Source organism: Pseudomonas sp. TE3644, assembly GCF_056278815.1.
In genome coordinates this window covers 3,014,648-3,032,812 of the sequence record NZ_JBWBQF010000001.1, presented here as the reverse complement: position 1 = coordinate 3,032,812, position 18,165 = coordinate 3,014,648, and the positions used below count along the sequence as shown (strand labels likewise).

Genomic DNA, 18,165 nt, shown 5'->3' with positions numbered 1-18,165 from the left:
GGAGTAGCCAGGCTTTTCCAGTGCTGTCGACGACCTCGGGGAGTTGAATATGGAGTGCTTCAGAATCGACGAAAGTGGCTATACCGGTTTTGACCTGCTAAATCTCGAGCAGAGGTTTCAAGGGGCCGCAGCCATTGCCATTGATGATGATCAGGCCAGACGCTTGATCCAAGAGCACTTTCCTAAGCTACAAGCGGAAGAGCTCAAGTACCGGGCTCTGTCACGCCGGCCAGCCAATCACCCACGGCTTCTGGCGTTGATGCGCGATGTCCTGACCCATCACAAGTGCGTTACCTACGTCTGTGATAAACGCTTTCTGCTGCTGCTGATGTTTCTGGATTACGCAGTCGAACCGTACTACTACGAGCGAGGATGCGCCTTTTATAAGGATGGGCAGAACTACGCGCTCGGGTCGCTGCTTTATGTGGCGGGCCCCACTCTTCTCGGAGAGGCAGCCTTTGAGCAGTTGCTCGTTTGTTTCCAGCGCGCAGTAAAGGAAAAAAGCCCTGCAGCGCTTACCGACCTCGTGGCTGCTGCTCGCGCTACACGCTGGCAGGAATTACCGGAAGCTTTGGGGCCTTTGGCGCAGTATGCCGCGCCGGAATGCCTTCAAGCGATCGCCACATCAGGTGTCACCACTGACGCCGCTTTTGTGGTGTTGCAATCGCTGATAAGTCGGATGGAAGTCATGGCTGATGGCCCCTACTTGGTTGAACATGATCAGTCCAAGAACCTGCTGACTTACCATGACTTGCTGCTGCGCTTTATTAATCACAAGGAGGAGGTCACATTTCGCCAATCGGAGATCGCGAGCCTCACCTTTCCACTCAAGCTCCAGTCAGTGACACAAGTCGACTCGAGAACCAGTCCTGCAATACAGCTGGCGGACGTTATGATTGGTGCTGCCATTGAGGCGACTAACATGCTTACGGGACAGCGCGCCGGAGGCTTGAATCCTCATGATGTTATGTCCCTCTATGCGGATCATCAGATAATCCACATGCTGCCTTCGACTGACTTCGAAGGGCAGAAGCGTTTCCGCCAGGATACGCAGGCCAATGAGGTCATAGATTATTTCGGCAAAAATTTCAGTAATCCCTAGTGGTATTCCGCTTCGGGTGGAAAGCTATCTTCATGAAGCGGCTGCTTCTGGCCGACTCCTGCCGTTTGGCGACAGGTAGAAACCGGCCAGAAGCATCCATTCGGGCGTGTCTACGAGCTCTGGGGAAAATCAGACCAGTGACGGCACTGTGATATCATTGCTCTGATATGCGACTAGTTAGACCGGGTGTAGGTAGGAGCTTTTAGAGTCAATTGAACGAGCGCACGCAAACATACATGGATGAAGGAATAAGGCATGCCTGATATCATGAAGATGGCAAATTCAGGGCTTTTGCTGTCACACAAGAAATTTTACAAGACACCTAGGAGCTTCTCTAAAATTCTAGGAGGTAACAATAGGCGAGAACTATTACTACATCTTTCCATACTCTCCTATGCTCACAAGGAAGAAAAGTTCTTTCGTGAGTGGGCGATAAAAAAAATTTGCAAAACAAAGTCGCAGCGAGCTTACGCTCAGAAGCGAGCGGTGTTTTCAAGATTGCAATGCTGGCGTCTATGGACGCTACTTTTCAAAGAGTGGTCGTCAGGCATGGATTCCCCAGGTGCTCGACCAGAATATGAAGTGCTACACGAAGCATTCGCTAAGCTTAATGATAGGCCGGACGACCTCAAGGATGATAACGAGCAGGTCTTTCTAAAAGCGATCACAAGCAACGGAAGAGATCACAGGCTTCTCAAGCTCAGAAGAGCACAACATATTTTCTGCACTGAAAGCCCCTTAACTCCATACATAAAGGTCTTCGAGAAAAAGATCGGAGTTCCAATCAAAACTTATATCAGTACCATTTACTACCTGATCGAGTACTGGCACGATTTGCGAGCCCACCTGGGTAAAACGCACGGTTTTGACGAATGGGGAGTTTCGGCAGAATGGTTCAGCATTCAGCTCAATACGCCCGCATCGCAAATTGCCGCCATATTTAAAGAGATTTCGTTCTCAGCTGCAGAGGGCAAAGTATTTTCTGACAACACGAACAACAAGCCAAACGAATTTATATTATATCGGGAGCGACCGCTTTTCGAAATTGATAATGGAAAATATATACCTGTCGAAGGAAAGCTACTAGAGGAGTTGCTATTTGAAAATCTTCTTTATCGAGTCCACGACGCCAATGGCAAGGTTGATGTTTTTCTAAGTAAGTTTGGTTTTGAATTTGAAAGGTATGCTCAGAGTTATGGTCTAAGCCTTATGAATGGCCTCGGGCAGTATAAAGTCATTGAGGAGTTTAGTTTCGGCGCTGACGGTGGTCTAAAGTCACCCGATCTGATGATCGCTGTGCCGGAAGAAAATTGCATCGTCGTATTCGAATTTAAGTCTGCGCGTCCACTTTATGCTAGCTTGTCTTCGGAAAACAAGCCGGAAAAAGTAAATGAAAGTCTGGAGAAGTTATTCGACAAGCCATGGGAGCAATCAGTTAAAGCTGTGACGAACATTATGGAAAAGCAAGCTCATCCTGCTTTTAATGAGGGGGTGAATTACTTTTTTGTGATCGTTACTATGAATAATTATCCAATGACTTTGAAGGAGAACGTTATTCGTAATATGGCAGGTAAGGATATCTCATCGTACTTTCATTCCTTCGATATCGAAACGTTCGAACTTCTTATGCGGGCGGCCCGGCTGTCACCTGAATACAGCCTCAGAGATCAGCTCAAATGGTGCTATGACGCACGTCACGAGATGTCTGCCAAAACCAAGCTCAAACACTTCGTTGACGTCATGGAAACCCGAGGGGTCGTAGATGATCATGTCTATCATGAGCTCCTGCAAGAAGCCGTTATGCAATATCGTTCGTACTTCAAGTCCTTTTCTGTCTGAAGTTATGAGAGCACTTCTGGCGAGTAGCATCATGAACGGCGAATAAAGCTTTAACGGCCCCAGTGATGCTCCATTTGTAGCTCCTTACGACCCAAAGCAGTTGGCCGCGACAGGCAGCAATCGGCCGATTCTGTTGAAAAAGTAGCGACCTCCTCGTGCCAACGGCAGAATCACTCTGTCGGTGAGCGCGGGGGCGAACAGCATGCCGCTGACGAATTCACCTTGGCTGCGACGGTGCAGAACCTGCGCCGCATGGCCAAGCTTTTGCCTCAAGGGCCACCACTCACGGGATAGGTGCGCCTGCGGCCAGCAGAAATCCTCGAATTAACCCTCAGATCTGGGCAAGGAAGCTCAGTGAAACGCCGAAAGGCAACTTGAAGTGGCTTCCAGTCACTTCGATAGCAGGCACCGCTGACCAGCTGGCTGCCGCAGAACTTAGTTTTTCAACAGAATCGGCCAATAGCAGTCATTCAGCGTGTCTACATAACCTAGGGTCATTTTCAATCCTTGCAGTCAGTAAGAGAGGAGGCGAGGTGCCTAGCCACTAATTTTGGTATTTAGACCACACGTCAGAGCAGAAAATCATATGGTGCTTGGATTGGAAACCCATTCAAGAACCTGGTCAACACCAGGTCGATGAGCCTGAGCGCGCAATGTCCTACCAATCGGAAATGGAGCTTCCATTCTGCAGCGTTCTGCAAAACGGACGAAATTTTTATCAGCTGAGATGATGACGTCTGCGTCAACCAAATGGGTTGCTAGGCGGGCATCACCAGGTGTGCCTGTCGTGACCGCATGCCATGCTTGGAGAAATTCGAACGAACCACGTAACCATTGGCGTGGAACCAATGCTGGGTCTAGCTCATGCAGCCATAGTCGATTCATCGACTCCGATGAAGAAAGCATTGCACGTACATCAATCTCACTGTCGAGCCATTCACTGACCGAACTCTCATACACCTGCAGTTCAGTCTTGAACATATGCAGACTGGGCACCCGCCAGTAGTGAACTGGTTTCCCTGACCATCCTGGCGTGCCGGCCTCAGGTATGTGGCCGGCGTACTGTAGATGGGTTTCACCGCCAGGCTTTTTGACATCCTTCAGCCGGCCTCTAATGGCGAAGGACTGCTCGACTGCCAATCGTTCCTCCTCGTCCCGTCGAACGCTCTCGTTCGTTGGAGCGGTTTCGATCCCTCGGCGGGCTCGATCCCAGAACCCGTCTTTGAGTCTGACCCAGTCATACCTTACCCGGTTGAACTCCTTCTTATTTGGATTGGGAATAACCCATTCGGGACGCAGTCTGATTATCTCCGATTTCACTTCAGCGCATTCGCTGAAAATCTCAGGCATTAACCTCTTCCAGTCGCTTCCTGTCAGAAGCTGAATCAACCTGCGACGGCCCTCCAGGTCTGACATCTGCTGCACCTCGTCCACCACAGCCGGAGAGACAACGATTTCATTTCCCGCTATCCGTGCGCGCTTGGCTAGATCGCTGCCAGCACCTTCGCTTGCAATGTAGCTCCAGATATTTGTATCCAAAAAAAAACGCATAAACGCTGTCTCAACTCAAAAATGTGTGTTTCGCTTTACGTCAGAATATGCACGGGGGCAGGTCGATCACCTTGGAGTCGCTCTGCTTTGCCTTTAGAAGTCGGTTTTCGGCTATCAAAACCTCGTTGATGGAGGCAAGGCTGGCGATCTTGGCGCGCAGTCCCTCTATCTCCGTGCGAAGCGCGCGATTCTTCTCACGCTCCGCACGGAGATCCTGGTGTTTCACATTGCGGATTCCACGCCATCCGGACACTCAGCCCACCAACATCCGGACACACGTTCCACGCTCATCCGGACAGGCAGTCGGAGCGCAGCGACGCAGGTTTGCATTGTTAGTCTGAGGCCACTGCCGCCGTCAATTTCGTTGCGCGTCTGCGCATCGATTCGCCCTTCAGTTCGATCCGATAAGCGTTATGCACCAGCCGGTCGAGGATCGCATCGCCCAACGTCGGATCCCCGATCAGTGCATGCCATTTGTCCACCGGCATTTGGCTGGTAACCAGCGTCGAGCGGTTGCCGTAGCGGTCGTCCAGCAGCTCAAGCATGTCGCGCCGTTGCGCGGCGGTAAACGGTGCCAGGCCCCAGTCGTCCAGGATCAGCAGGTCGGTCTTGGCGTAGCCGGCCATCAGTTTGGCGAAGCGGCCGTCGCCATGGGCCAGGCCCAGCTCTTCCATCAAGCGCGGCAGGCGCAGGTAACGCACGCTGTAGCCGTCGCGGCAGGCTTTATGGGCTAGCGCGCAGGCAAGCCAGGTTTTGCCTACGCCAGTTGGCCCGCCGATGATCAGGTTCAGGCCATCGCGCAGCCACTGGCAGCTGCCCAGTTGTAGGATCAGGGCCTTGTCCAGGCCACGTGGGCTGCGGTAGTCGATGTCTTCCAGACAGGCGTTGTGGCGTAGCCGCGCCGCTTTGAGGCGAGTGGTCAGGCGGGCGTCTTCGCGCTCGGTCAGCTCGCGGTCGACCATCAGGCCAAGGCGCTCGTCGAAGCTGAGATCGTTGATGTCGGGCGTAGCGTGTTGCTCGCTGAGCGCTTTGATCATGCCGTGCAGGCGCAAGGTTTGCAGCTTGTCCAAGGTCGGGTTCGGTAGCATTTTGGTCCTCCTTTTTCAGGTCAGTGGTAGTAGCCGGGGCCGCGCAGATTGATGTGCTCGTCGGGCAACAGTGGCAGGTTTTGCTGGGCCAGCGGCAAGCGCTCCAGCCCTTGGCGCAGTATCGATTCGAGGCTTTTGTAGCTGCATGCGCCCAGTGCCAGCGCACGCTGGCACGCGGCTTCCAGCCGCGCTTCGCCGTGCTGTTTGCTCAGGCGCAGGATGCCCAGGGCAGGCGCGGAAGCCGTGCTGTGGGTGGATTCGGCGTTCGAGGATGTAGGCGATGACGCCAGCGGTGTTGGGCCCGGTTTGCTCTGCCCAGCGGATCAGCCGTTGCGGCGTCCACTCAGCATGTTCGCGGTGGCTCTTGGGCATGTGCTCGGTTTGGGTGGTGTGGCGGCCTTTGTGCAGCGAGCGCAGATGGCTGGCCACGCGCTGATTGGCGTGGAAGCACTCGACGGTCTGGGCCGTGAGCCGCACTTCGAGTTGTTGCTTCACCAACTGGTACGGCACCGAGTAAAAGTGGCCATCGACCTCGACGTGGTAGTCGATATGGACGCGTACCTTTTTCCATTCAGCGTAGACGTAGGGGTGTTCCGGCAGCCCTTGCAGGGCCGGTTGGTCGAGGGCCTCGAAGGCTGACCGGCGTGAGCCGGGCAGCTTTTTGAAGGGCTTGTGGTTGAGGCGATCGAGCAGCAGTGCGATGGCGTTATTGAGTTCGCCAAGCGAGAAGAACTGGCGGTTGCGCAGCACCGCCAGGATCCAGCGTTCGACCACTTGCACGCCGACTTCGACCTTGGCTTTGTCCTTGGGCTTGCGCGAGCGAGCAGGCAGCACGGCCACGCCGTAATGCTCGGCCAGGTCGCGGTAGCTGGGGTTGATATCGGGTTCGTAGCGATGGGCTTTGCTTACGCCGCTGCGCAAATTGTCAGGCACCAGGATCTGCGATGTGCCGCCAAGAAAAGCGAAGCAGCGCACGTGGGAGCCCAGCCAGTCTGGCAGCTTTTGCGACCAAGTGGCCTCGGCAAAGGTGTAGCTGGAGGCACGGAGGACGGCGACAAAGATCTGCGCCTGACGGATCTCGCCAGTGCTCCTGTCGATGATTGGGGCGGTCTGGCCGGCGTAATCGACGAAGAGCTTTTCGCCAGCACGGTGTTCCTGGCGCATGACCACATCGACCTTGGCGGCCCAGAGGCGGTAGTGCTCGCAGAACCAGCTGTATTGAAAGCCTTGCGGGTGAGCGAGTCGATATTCCTGCCAGAGCAAGGTCAGAGTGACGCCGGGGCGGCGCAACTCGGTGTGTACCCATGACCAGTCAGGCATCGGGCGCTGATCGCTCGGCACGGGCGCTGCCGGTGGAAACAGCCGTCGATTCAACTCCGCGTCAGAAATATCGAGGGGCCACGGAAGCCCACTGGCGGCAAACCGGCAAAGGTAATCCCCTGCACTGGAATGGCCGATGGATAAGCTGGCGGCGATCTTGCGCACGGACAGGCCGGCGTCGAACTTTAGGCGTAGTACCTCTCGGATTTTACGCATGGATAAACGCTCCACGACGACCTCTTCGCTTCGATAAAAGAGGTCGATGGTAGTGAATAATCCTGCGTTGCTGCCTGCCTGAAAGTGTCCGGATGACCGTGGAATCGGTGTCCGGATACTCGTGGAATGAGTGTCCGGATCAGCGTGGAATCAGTGTCCGGATATCGGTGGAATGGGTGTCCGGATGGTCATGGAATCCGCACATAGTGGGCGCAAAGAATAACCCGGCCACCAACACTGCTCCCGAGAGGCTGGCAATGTTGTAAGCCATCAACAAGGGCAGTGTCGTTACGGCAGTTGAGAGGCCACCCAAAAGCAAGAGCTTGTGCAACGACGTTTTCAGTTTTAGCGCACCGAACAACAAGACGGCGGCGCACGAGCCGATGGCGTAACAGGACAACACGATACTGGCTGTCGCCGGACTGCCCATTTGTTCAGCAAACGCGACACTCACGATATCGACCGTTCCGACGATGATGCCCATCGCTACCATCAGCAATGTTAATAGCCGGACGTCCGCCAAGCGCAAGACTGAGACTGTTCGTGTGCTCACTTCTTCAGCGGATTCTACTGGCGGTTCGGTAGAGGCTTGTGCTGCCAAAGCAAGTGCGCCAATCGCCAGCAGTACAACTGCGGCTAACGGTCCTGCCTGGGGAAAGGCAGCCACGCTCAAACCGACGGAAATCGGAGGGCCTGCGATAAACGTCACTTCGTCCAGCACGGTTTCGAGTGAGTAAGCTGTTTGCAGGTGCGGCTTGCCCCTGTAGATCGCAGTCCAGCGAGCGCGGACCATCGCCGACATGCTCGGCATGAAACCCGCTAACACAGCGGCCACGAACAATATCCAGTCGGGCGTATGCCAGTAGGTAAAGGCAAGCAGTAGAAGAATCCCTGAAACACTGATGCCAGCAAACAAGGGGAGTACCCTGCGCTGACCGTATCGATCCACCATGCGTGAAACTTGCGGTGACATCAATGCATACGTCAGGACGAAGGTGGCAGCAACCGCGCCTGCCAGTGCGTAGCTGCCCCGCAACTGCGAAAGCATGGTGATGATGCCGATACCTGTCATGGGGAGCGGTAAACGGGCGAGCAAACCTGCCAGGGAGAATCTCATGGTGCCGGGGGCCTGGAACAGTATTCGGTACGGATTGGCCATGCTCGATACTCCTTATCGAATGAGTTCAGCTTGTCGGGGCGTCGCTGAATTGTGAATATACATTCACTGCGTATGATTAAAACCATATAATCATACTCGGTGAATGTAAATGGCTTATTGGTCTGGGAGATATCATGGTTCGACGTACACGCGCTGATATGGAAGAAACACGTGCCACGCTGCTAAAGACCGCGCGCCAGGTTTTCAGCGAACGTGGCTATGCCGAAACGTCCATGGATGATTTGACAGCGCTGGCTGGTCTGACGAGGGGCGCGCTTTACCATCATTTCGGCGACAAGAAAGGTTTACTCACAGCTGTGGTCGCTCAAATTGATGCGGAGATGGACGCGCGGCTCCAAGTGATTTCGGACAGTACAGAAGACGCATGGGAGGCTTTCAGAGATCGCTGTCGCATGTACCTGGAAATGGCACAGGAGCCTGAAATACAGCGCATCGTATTGCGGGATGCGCGCGCTGTTCTGGGTAGCTCCCCCCCAGAAGCGCATCGGCACTGTGCAGCTTCCCTGCAAAAGATGCTTGAGCAACTGATGCTGCAAGGGACGGTTGTACAAACCGATCCCGAAGCATTCGCGATGCTGATCCATGGTGCCTTGTGCGAAGTAGCATTCTGGATCGCGGAAACTGAGCCAGGTTCAGGCAGGCTGTTGCAGGCCCTGGGGGCACTTGAGCTTCTGCTTAAGGGCGTCCGTAGCTGAAATCAGGAGCATAGGGGCGCAACCCAGTGTGGGTAATACAGTGCGGTTGATAATGGGGGTGCTCTTCCAAGACGACGAATTCTTCATGGAGTTTTCGTGGTGGAACGAAAAAGAAGGGCGTAATCATTGCATCTGAGGGGCAGCCGGTGCCAGCGGAGAAGGTGATGGGGGTGTTGGATGAGATCAATGAAAGGTGGGGGACGTTGCGGAACGGGAGTGTGCCCAGTGATCCGGGGTGGGCGATGCGGCGGGAGATGATGAATGGGAGTTTTACTACAAGGGTGGATCAGCTTTGGACCGTACGCTGTAAATAATCTGGCGGCATTGGCCTGTGACTGCTAACGACCCAAAGGGGTCATTCATATGGGTCAGCTAACGGGCCAGAAGCGGACGTCAGACATCGGCGACTAAAATCAGCTAGTGGCGGCAGAGCGTAGTAACGATCGCACATTTCTCGGCTACGCTCCCAAAAACGGAGCGGCTTTTTGAGCTCTCCTCGATTGGCAAGGGAGCCGAAACCGATGGATAGCCTGCACGATATTCCTCAGCCACCAACTACTGTCCTACTGGTCGACGACACCGCCGACAATCTGATGCTAATGGTCGATCTGCTCAAGGATCGTTATCGCATCAAAGCAGCCAATAGCGGCGAGAAGGCGTTGCGTATTCTTGAAAGCGACCCGTTACCGGATCTGATTCTGCTAGACATAATGATGCCTGGGCTGTCCGGCTACGAGGTGGCCGAGCGCCTAAAGAGTTCCCCGCGAACTTGCGGTATTCCAATCATCTTCCTTACCGCCATGGCCACCATCGAGGATGAGATCCTCGGCTTTGAGATGGGTGCTGTCGACTACATAACCAAACCGATCAGCCCACCGTTAGTTCTGGCAAGAGTCGATACTCAACTCAAAGTCAAGGCGGCTGCCGACTTCCTGCGCGATCAGAACGACTTTCTTGAGCAGGAGGTGCAGCGGCGCACCCGTGAGGTTATGGCGATTCAGGACGTCACCATCCATGCAATGGCTTCTCTTGCCGAGACCCGTGACAACGAGACCGGCAACCATATCCGCCGTACTCAGCACTACATCCGTTTATTAGCGGACCTGCTGCGCGAGCATCCACGATTTCGGCATTTTCTAGATGAGGACACCATTAGGCTGCTGTTTAAGTCCGCGCCTTTGCATGACATCGGCAAGATCGGAATTCCCGACCACATTTTGCTCAAACCTGGGCGCTTCACCCCGGAAGAATTCGAGATTATGAAGACCCACACCACTTTGGGACGCGACGCCATCCAGCATGCCGAGAATCAGCTGGGAGTGAAGGTTGATTTTTTACGTCTTGCCAAGGAAATCGCTTACAGCCATCAGGAAAAATGGGACGGCAGTGGCTACCCAGAGGGGCTGGCTGCTGACGATATTCCTATCAGCGCCCGCTTAATGGCGGTAGCGGACGTGTACGACGCCCTGATCAGCCGTCGCGTTTACAAGCCGGGTATGCCCCATGAGCAGGCAGTCGGCATCATTCGCGAAGGGCGCGGCTCGCATTTCGATCCAGATATCTGCGACGTCTTTGTGGCTAACGCAGGGCGCTTTCGGGAAATATCCGAGCGTTTCTCTGACACCGACCAAGACATGGCCAAGCAGCTGGCAACGCTCAACAGCATTGCCCAGCAGCCTTGAGTACAGTGCGCCCTGTTAAGAGACGATAAATGACCCGATTATTTGACTTGCTGGAACGACTTCCTCTGGGGCGTAAGCTGCTGATTGGCTTCACCACTCTGCTCGCGATGATCCTATTGCTTGGTGTGCAAAGCCTACTTACTCAGAACTCTCTCAAGCACGAGATGCAGCAGCTGTATCAGCAAGATTTGGTGGGGATAGAAATGGTGCAGGAGGCCCGGGTCCAGTTGCCCCATGTGATGCAGGCCCTGCAAAGAGCAGTCGGCACCAACAATGCGGAAATCCGTATAGCTGCATTGACCCACATGCATGACGCGCAGAAGCGATTGCAGGACGCTGTAACTCAGGCACGCCCCACCCTGCGTCGACAAACTAGCCTGAAGGGCTTGGCTGAGTTCGAGGCTTCCCTGCAACGCCTGCTGGACAGCGGTGATGATGCGCTCGCGCTGGTAGATCGCGGTTATCTGGGCCAGGCCATGGCTGTGCTCAATAGCCAGCAGTTCATAGACCTAGAAATGGAAAGTGACGCGCTGTTGGATCGGGTGGCGGAAAATAAGAGCGCCGATATCCACGATACGGCGAAATATCTCGCCGATTACGCAGTGCGCAGCAGCAATGTCACCTACGCCCTGTTGTTGGGTGGTTCAACGCTGGCACTAATACTTGCGTGGTTGGTGAGCCGATCGATTCGCCTGCCTCTCAACCGGGTGCGCGTTGCTGTGGACGAGCTGGCTTCCGGCAAGCTTGATCAGCAGATTCCCCATACAAACCTGCAAAACGAGACCGGCGACTTGGCGCGTGCTATAGCCAAGCTCCAGCTTGAGTCGCGTCAGCTTGAGCGCCAGCGCTGGATTAAAGGGCACGCTTCCTTGCTGCAGATCGATCTACAGCAAGCGGAAACACCGCAGGGTCTGGCCCAGGCCTTCTTCAGCCGCATAATCCCGCAGTTGGGCATGTGTCAGGGGGCGCTGTATGTCCTCTATCAGGGAGCTTCACAGCTGCGATTGCTAGGAGGCTATGCCGTGGATGGCAAGAGCCCGCCGTGCGTAGAGGTGGAGCTCGGAGAAGGGCTTGTAGGCCAATGTGCCAGTGATCACGAACCGCGTCAGCTAAGCAATCTTCCTAAATCCTTTTGGCATGTACGTTCCCAATTGGGCGAGGCTCGAGTCAGCCATCTACTGGTACAGCCGATAATGCGTGGCGAGCGCCTACTCGGCGTGCTGGAGCTAGCCGGGTTTCATCCACTGGACGAGGACGAGGAACTTCTGCTGCAGGAGGTGCTGCCCAGGTTGGCTGGTGCGTTGGCGATCATGGAACGTAGCGAAACCGCTCAGGCATTGCTGCAAGAGACGCGTCGCCAAGCAGACGAGATGGGAAATCAAACGCAGCAGCTGGAGCGCCAAACTCAGGAGTTGGAGGCCCAGCAGGCAGCACTGCGAGCGACCGAGGCCTGGTATCGCGGCATCATCGAGGCATCGCCTGACGGCATGTTGGTACTGGGTGCTGACGGCCGCATCATGATGACCAATCCGCAACTCGACGTTCTATTTGGCTATGAACAGGGCGAACTAATCGGAGCTTTTGTCGAGCAGTTGGTACCGCATGCCGCTCGCGAACGGCATGTTGGTTTGCGGGACGGTTTCATCGCTAGCGGCACCACTCGTCAGATGGGGGGTAACTCAGATGACCTGCGCGGCGTGCGTAAAGACGGCAGCCAATTTTCGGTGGAGATTGGCCTCTCACATCTGCCTAGCCTTGAGGGGCGTGGTATTTGCGTTTGCGCATCGGTGCGTGACGTCAGTGAGCGCCGGGCGATGGAAACCAAGCTGCGCACGGCAAGCGACCGCTTGAGTCTGGCTCAGGAGGCGGGTGACATTGGCCTGTTCGACGTTGACTTGGTTACTGGTCACGACTACTGGACGCCGCAGTTGGAACATATGTTCGGGCTCGAAGCTGGCGATTTCGGCGGGACTATGGCGCACTGGAATGCACTCCTACATCCCGATGATGCGGATGCTGCCGATGCCTCTTACGCGGAGGCGATTGTCAGCGGTGTTGACCGCTTTGAACTGGACTTCCGCATAGTACGCCGGAACGACGGTACAGTACGTACCTTCAAGTCGCTCAGCCGTTTCACTCGTGCCGCAGATGGTAAGCCACTGCGTGCTACTGGTGTCAACATCGATATCACTGAACTGGTCGAGGCGCGGGCCGTGGCTGAGGAGGCCACTCGAGCCAAGAGCGAGTTCCTCGCCAATATGAGCCATGAAATTCGCACTCCGATGAACGCCATCATCGGCATGAGCCACCTAGCGCTGCGCACCGAACTGGACAGCAGGCAGCGCAACTATATCGAGAAGGTGCATCGCTCGGCGGAGAATCTGTTGGGCATCATCAATGACATCCTCGACTTCTCCAAGATCGAGGCGGGCAAGATGAGTCTTGAGCACACTCCCTTCCGACTGGAGGACGTACTCGACAGCTTCGCGAGCATGGTCGGCTTGAAGGCTGAGGACAAGGGGCTGGAGTTGCTGTTTCATACCCAACCGGAATTGACTACTGCGCTGATTGGCGATCCCCTGCGCCTGGGACAGGTGCTTATCAATCTGGGCAACAATGCCGCCAAGTTCACAGAGCGTGGTGAGATTGTGGTCGGCGCAGAGCAGATTGGTGCGAATGACGAGCAGGTTGAGCTGCATTTCTGGGTGCGTGATACCGGTATCGGTATGACGCCCGAGCAGTGCGAGCGAATGTTCCAGTCGTTCAGCCAAGCCGACAGTTCGACCACGCGCAAGTACGGGGGCACCGGGTTAGGTCTGTCCATTTCTAAGAAGCTGGTGGAGCTGATGCAAGGACGGATCTGGGTGGAGAGCGTCCCGGGACTGGGCTCTACCTTCCATTTCCAAGTGCGCCTAGGCATTCAACAAGGTGTACAGCCTCGGCGCATGTTAAGGGCAGACGAATTGCCGGGTATGCGTGTGCTGGTGGTGGACGACAACGCCAGCGCCCGCGAAATCCTATCAGGTATGGCGCGCAGCTTCGGCCTAGAGGTAGACGTCGCCGAGAACGGCAGTATGGCCCTTCGTCTATTGGCCGATGCCGAGGCGCAGGAGCTGCCTTACGACTTAGTGCTGATGGACTGGCGGATGCCTGGTATGGACGGTATGGAAACGGTGAGCCGAATGCGTTCTGGCAACCTGCGCCTCACGCCGTCAGTGATCATGGTTACCGCGTTCGGTCGTGACGACGCCCGCGATGAGGCCGAGCGGCAGGGCATCCAACTGCCAATTGTGTTGACCAAGCCGGTTACCCCATCGTCATTGCTCGAAGCCATCGGCACAGTGTTGGGCCGGGTGCCCCAGGGTGAGACCCGGATGAGCGAGCGTTCCGAGCAGAGTGCCAGCACTGTTGCCGGACTACGCGGCGCGCGGCTGCTGCTGGTGGAGGACAATGAGTTAAACCAGGAACTCGCATGGGAGTTGCTGGAGAGCGCCGGGATACAGTTGCGCCTGGCGCGGCATGGCCAAGAAGCTCTGGACATCCTTGTTGTCGATGCCGACTTCGACGGTGTACTGATGGACTGCCAGATGCCGGTAATGGACGGCTATACCGCCACTCGCAGGATTCGTGAGCAGGCACGTTTCTCGGAATTACCGGTGCTGGCTATGACCGCCAACGCGATGGAGGGTGATCGCGAGCGTGCGCTGGCCTGTGGTATGAACGACCACATATCCAAACCACTGAACGTCGACGGTATGTTCGCCACTCTGGCCAAGTGGATCCATCCCAAGACTTCTCGCCATAAGCCGGCACCGTCATTGCCGGAGCACGCTTTGGATGACCTGCCGCAGCATATCGAAGGCATCGACATCGCGGCCGGCTTGAGCACCTGCATGGGGCGTCGTGATCTCTACCTGCGCCTGTTGCGCAAATTCCGTGACACCCAAACTGGCTTCGTTGAGCAGTTCCAAACTGCCTTAACCGATACGGACACCAGCGCTGCTGGCCGACTCGCGCATAGCCTGCGGGGCACTGCCGGTAATATCGGCGCCAAGACTGTGGCCCAAGCTGCAGGCGCGCTTGAGGGGGCCTGCCAGTCCGGCGATCAGGAGCTGACAATCCGCAATTTAGTGGCCGAGGTGCAGCGATGCCTGGCGCCAATCCTGGCGGCCTTAACTGCTCTGGGCAATGGCCCTGCGAGCCCGGAGAACGCTGCTCGGTATAACGACGCTGAGTTGGAACGAGAACTGACCTTACTAGCGCGTTTGCTGGAGGAGAGCGACACGGCTGCCGTGACAGTCCTTGAGGAGCTGCGCCGACAGCCGCTTGATCAGCTCATTGCTAAGCGCCTTGCGCTAGTGGCTCAACAGGTTGAGCGGTTTGACTTTGACCGAGCCCTGGCGTTGCTGCAGGGCGAGTCAGCAACAGGCGCCTGACTGGCGTATCCCAATCCCCCGACCTGGAGCCCTACGCATTATGATTACCGCCGATACCGTATTCTTAGTCGTCGACGATGCCGACACTATGCGCAGGGTCAATAGTAGCCAATTGGAGCGTCTTGGGGTACGACACATCCTCACTGCTGCCAATGGTGCAGAGGCTCTCGCGGTACTAAAAGCGCGTAAGATAGATGTGATTCTTTCTGACTGGAACATGCCGGTCATGGATGGCCTCACTTTGTTGCGTAGGCTACGCAGTGACCCCAAGTTGGCCATGCTTCCCTTCATCATGATTACCGCAGAGAGCTCTCGCTCCCAAATTACCGAGGCCATCGCTGCCGGTGTCAGCAACATACTGATCAAACCCTATACCGCCAATGACCTTTCGCAGCGCGTAACGCGTGCCATGAGTCACCGTCCTCGGCTGCATTCGCCACCAGTGAGTGCTCAGCCTGCCCGAGAGCCAAAAGCTCAGGAGCGTCGTCCCACGCTGCTGGTGGTCGATGACGTACCGGACAACCTAGCACTGATTGCTGGGCTGTTTCAGGACGAGTATCGCGTATTGGCTGCGCGCGACGGGCGCAGTGCATTAGCCATCTGTACTTCCGAGTCCCCGCCAGACCTAATTCTTCTGGATGTGATGATGCCGAATATGGACGGTTTCGAACTGGCCCAGCACCTTCGCAGCCATCCCAGCGCTAGCCGCATCCCGGTCATCTTCATCACGGCCATGAGCGATCCGACAGCACAGTTGCGTGGGCTTGAGCTGGGCGCAGTGGATTTTGTCAGTAAGCCTGTTGATCCCACGTCGCTACATCTTCGGGTGGTCAACCTGTTGCGCCTGGTAGAGCAACGCAAAGATCTGCAACAGGAGTACGACACAATGCTGGAGCTGGAGCGCTTGCGCGAGGAGGCCAGCAGTATTTCACGTCATGATCTGAAAGCGCCTCTGTGCAATATTCTCGGCTTGGCCCGCGGCCTGCTTGAAGGTGGCAACCTGCTGCCGCGCCAGTCGCAGATGCTGCACAGCCTAGAAGCCGACAGCCAGAACCTGCTAGGAATGATCGACATGGCTGGCGACATCTACAAGATCGAGACCGGTCGTTTCGAACTGAAGCCGGTCGCGGTCGAACTGCCTCCTCTGGTAAGGCGCCTATGCGACTCGGCCAGGCTGACTTACCAAGCAAAAAAACTAACAATTGAAGTATTGGCGGAAAACACCAATGAATCGACACCAGTGCTAGCTAGCGGAGACGAATTACTGTGCTTTTCGCTACTAAACAATCTGCTGAAGAATGCCTGCGAGGCGGCCCCTGAGAAAAGCCGCGTGCGGCTCATATTGACATCCACCCACCATGTTGAGTTGGTAATGGAGAACCAGCCAGCAGTACCCGTGGCATTTCGGTCAAGGTTCTTCGAAAAGTACGCGAGCCATGGCAAGTCTAGCGGTACGGGGCTGGGTACCTACTCAGCAAAATTACTTGCGGAGGCCCAGCAAGGCAGCTTGGAGTTGGAAGTGGATGACGAGGCGAACCTGACACGCTTACGGTTGCAGTTGCCGCCTAGATAATTAAGTTCTGCAGTTTTTCTAATCAGATCTAGGCCAAGCAGGGTGAGGGCACCTTTAACTACTCAATGACCGCTTCTGGCCGATTGCTGCCGGTTGGATTACGCATAACACCTCTAAATGTCCGATTCAGAGACAGCGACATTTAGTGTGGCACGGAATTGACACGGAGTGAGGGCACTGACTGACATGTAGCATTAGTGGTTAGGTTCCTAGCCGTACTCTTCTTCTGGCCGCTGTTGGCCGATTCTGTTGAAAAAGTCGGACGCGGTTCTCACGGCAGAAAAGTAAGCGCATGAGATTAAAATCTTGAATTGCAGCACAGGTCCACCAACGACTTGTACAGGGAGTGAGGCATCGAATCGGAGCCATCATTGCTATGGACATCACGTGGGGCTTCGCAAAAAAAATGGAACCAAGGTATGGACATTTACGAATCTGCGCAGAGGGCCGCCTGGATCGACGTGTGGGTATGTCCATACCCATTAATCTTTCCTTTAAATTGACGAAGCGTTCGCCGATTTGTCTGGCGTACCTGGTGACCTGGAGCAGCTTGGCCGTCAGATTCGCGCACAGGTCTACCGGAGCACCGGCATACCCGTCGGTGTAGGGATTGCCGGCACCAAGACCTTAAGCAAATTGGCCAATCACGCGGCGAAAAAGTGGCAGGCGCAAAGCGGTGGGGTGGTGGATCTGCGCGATCAGGTCAAACGCGATTGGGTACTGAAAAAATGCCCCGCGTCGGATGTCTGGGGCGTCGGCCGCAAGATGACTGCCCACTTGGAGGGTATGGGTATCAAGAGTGCCTGGGAGCTCTCCAAGGCAGATCCCTGGATGCTGCGTAAGCGCTTCAGTGTGGTGATCGAGAAGACCGCGCGCGAGTTGGCCGGCACACCCTGCCTGGAACTGGACGAGCCGGATCCCCCCAAGCAGGAGATCTGTTGCAGCCGGATGTTTGGCAAGCGCCTGACGGATGTGGTGCCCATCAAGGAGGCGGTGGCGACCTATATGGCGCGTGCCACCGAAAAGTTGCGGGCGCAGCAATCGCTGTGCAAGAAGATCCGTGTGAGCATTCGTACCGGGTTTTTCAACCCCGATGAAGCCAAGTACGCTAACGGTGTCATCGTCGAATTGCCCTATCCCACGGACGATACACGGCTGATGACTAGGCTTGCCGTTGAGGCGGTTGACCGTATCTACCGAACGGGTTTCAAGTACAGCAAGGCCGAAGTCCTCTTGCTGAACCTCTGCCAGAAAGGCGAGTACACCGAGGACCTGTTCTCGATGTCGCAGCCGGCAGCCACCGAGAAGGTCATGGGGCTGATAGATGCCATCAACGGTCGATGGGGCCGGGGCACCATGCGCCTGGCCAGCGTGCCGACCAATCCTGATTGGGGGATGCGTCGGGAGATGATGAGTCAGAGCTTCACCACCCGGCTGGACCAGTTATGGACGGTGAGTTCCAGGTAGCAAGGCAGACCCGAAG

General features: G+C 55.7%; 9 protein-coding genes and 4 pseudogenes. 8 read left to right on the top strand and 5 right to left on the bottom strand.

Translation table 11 applies throughout. The annotated features are described in order from the left end of the window. The first annotated feature begins 49 nt into the window (after positions 1-49). Together ACZ9GA_RS13365 and ACZ9GA_RS13360 are read left to right on the top strand one after the other, a co-directional pair. Positions 50-1,102, top strand: a complete 1,053-nt coding sequence (locus tag ACZ9GA_RS13365; protein ID WP_457362233.1) for a DUF3800 domain-containing protein — start codon at positions 50-52, stop codon at positions 1,100-1,102. Positions 1,103-1,357: 255 nt separating this feature from the next. After that, positions 1,358-2,941 (top strand): hypothetical protein, encoded by a 1,584-nt coding sequence (locus ACZ9GA_RS13360; protein WP_457362234.1) that lies wholly within the window; start codon positions 1,358-1,360, stop codon positions 2,939-2,941. Positions 2,942-3,523: 582 nt separating this feature from the next. Here ACZ9GA_RS13360 and ACZ9GA_RS13355 read toward each other — a convergent pair. The 5 genes and pseudogenes from ACZ9GA_RS13355 to ACZ9GA_RS13335 all read right to left on the bottom strand — a co-directional run. Then, positions 3,524-4,492: a PIN domain-containing protein gene (locus ACZ9GA_RS13355; RefSeq protein ID WP_457362235.1), complete on the bottom strand. Its 969-nt coding sequence runs from the start codon at positions 4,490-4,492 to the stop codon at positions 3,524-3,526. A 40-nt stretch (positions 4,493-4,532) separates the two neighbouring features. Further along, complete coding sequence (locus ACZ9GA_RS13350; protein WP_457362236.1) at positions 4,533-4,718, bottom strand: coiled-coil domain-containing protein; 186 nt, start codon at positions 4,716-4,718, stop codon at positions 4,533-4,535. Positions 4,719-4,824: 106 nt separating this feature from the next. Next, positions 4,825-5,580 carry an IS21-like element ISPsy14 family helper ATPase IstB gene (gene istB / locus ACZ9GA_RS13345; protein ID WP_457362237.1) on the bottom strand — a complete coding sequence of 252 codons (756 nt, stop codon included), beginning with the start codon at positions 5,578-5,580 and terminating at the stop codon, positions 4,825-4,827. Between the two features lie 20 nt (positions 5,581-5,600). Continuing rightward, positions 5,601-7,116, bottom strand: a pseudogene (istA, locus tag ACZ9GA_RS13340) (IS21 family transposase). 202 nt (positions 7,117-7,318) lie between these two features. Further along, positions 7,319-8,275: pseudogene (locus ACZ9GA_RS13335) on the bottom strand (MFS transporter); the annotation flags it as partial. Between the two features lie 134 nt (positions 8,276-8,409). On the opposite strand from ACZ9GA_RS13335, the gene ACZ9GA_RS13330 reads away from it, so the two are divergent. The 6 genes and pseudogenes from ACZ9GA_RS13330 to ACZ9GA_RS13305 all read left to right on the top strand — a co-directional run. Further along, a complete protein-coding gene (locus ACZ9GA_RS13330; protein WP_457362239.1) occupies positions 8,410-8,991 on the top strand; it encodes a TetR/AcrR family transcriptional regulator in 582 nt (193 codons plus the stop codon). A 140-nt stretch (positions 8,992-9,131) separates the two neighbouring features. Then, positions 9,132-9,305: pseudogene (locus tag ACZ9GA_RS13325) on the top strand (DUF4113 domain-containing protein); the annotation flags it as partial. Between the two features lie 207 nt (positions 9,306-9,512). Then, entirely contained in the window at positions 9,513-10,673 is a 1,161-nt protein-coding gene (locus tag ACZ9GA_RS13320) for a response regulator (protein ID WP_457362240.1), read from the top strand. Between the two features lie 29 nt (positions 10,674-10,702). Beyond that, positions 10,703-15,109, top strand: a complete 4,407-nt coding sequence (locus ACZ9GA_RS13315) for a response regulator (RefSeq protein ID WP_457362241.1) — start codon at positions 10,703-10,705, stop codon at positions 15,107-15,109. 40 nt (positions 15,110-15,149) lie between these two features. Then, positions 15,150-16,682 carry a hybrid sensor histidine kinase/response regulator gene (locus ACZ9GA_RS13310; RefSeq protein WP_457362242.1) on the top strand — a complete coding sequence of 511 codons (1,533 nt, stop codon included), beginning with the start codon at positions 15,150-15,152 and terminating at the stop codon, positions 16,680-16,682. 498 nt (positions 16,683-17,180) lie between these two features. Next, a pseudogene (locus tag ACZ9GA_RS13305) lies at positions 17,181-18,149 on the top strand (DinB/UmuC family translesion DNA polymerase); the annotation flags it as partial. Positions 18,150-18,165: the final 16 nt, after the last annotated feature.

Excerpts from the sequence above, each read along its gene's own strand:
- ACZ9GA_RS13330 (WP_457362239.1), top strand. The coding sequence starts at position 8,410 with ATGGTTCGACGTACACGCGCTGATATGGAAGAAACACGTGCCACGCTG.
- ACZ9GA_RS13355 (WP_457362235.1), bottom strand. The coding sequence starts at position 4,492 with ATGCGTTTTTTTTTGGATACAAATATCTGGAGCTACATTGCAAGCGAA.
- ACZ9GA_RS13310 (WP_457362242.1), top strand. The coding sequence starts at position 15,150 with ATGATTACCGCCGATACCGTATTCTTAGTCGTCGACGATGCCGACACT.
- ACZ9GA_RS13360 (WP_457362234.1), top strand. The coding sequence starts at position 1,358 with ATGCCTGATATCATGAAGATGGCAAATTCAGGGCTTTTGCTGTCACAC.
- ACZ9GA_RS13320 (WP_457362240.1), top strand. The coding sequence starts at position 9,513 with ATGGATAGCCTGCACGATATTCCTCAGCCACCAACTACTGTCCTACTG.
- ACZ9GA_RS13365 (WP_457362233.1), top strand. The coding sequence starts at position 50 with ATGGAGTGCTTCAGAATCGACGAAAGTGGCTATACCGGTTTTGACCTG.
- ACZ9GA_RS13315 (WP_457362241.1), top strand. The coding sequence starts at position 10,703 with ATGACCCGATTATTTGACTTGCTGGAACGACTTCCTCTGGGGCGTAAG.
- istB (WP_457362237.1), bottom strand. The coding sequence starts at position 5,580 with ATGCTACCGAACCCGACCTTGGACAAGCTGCAAACCTTGCGCCTGCAC.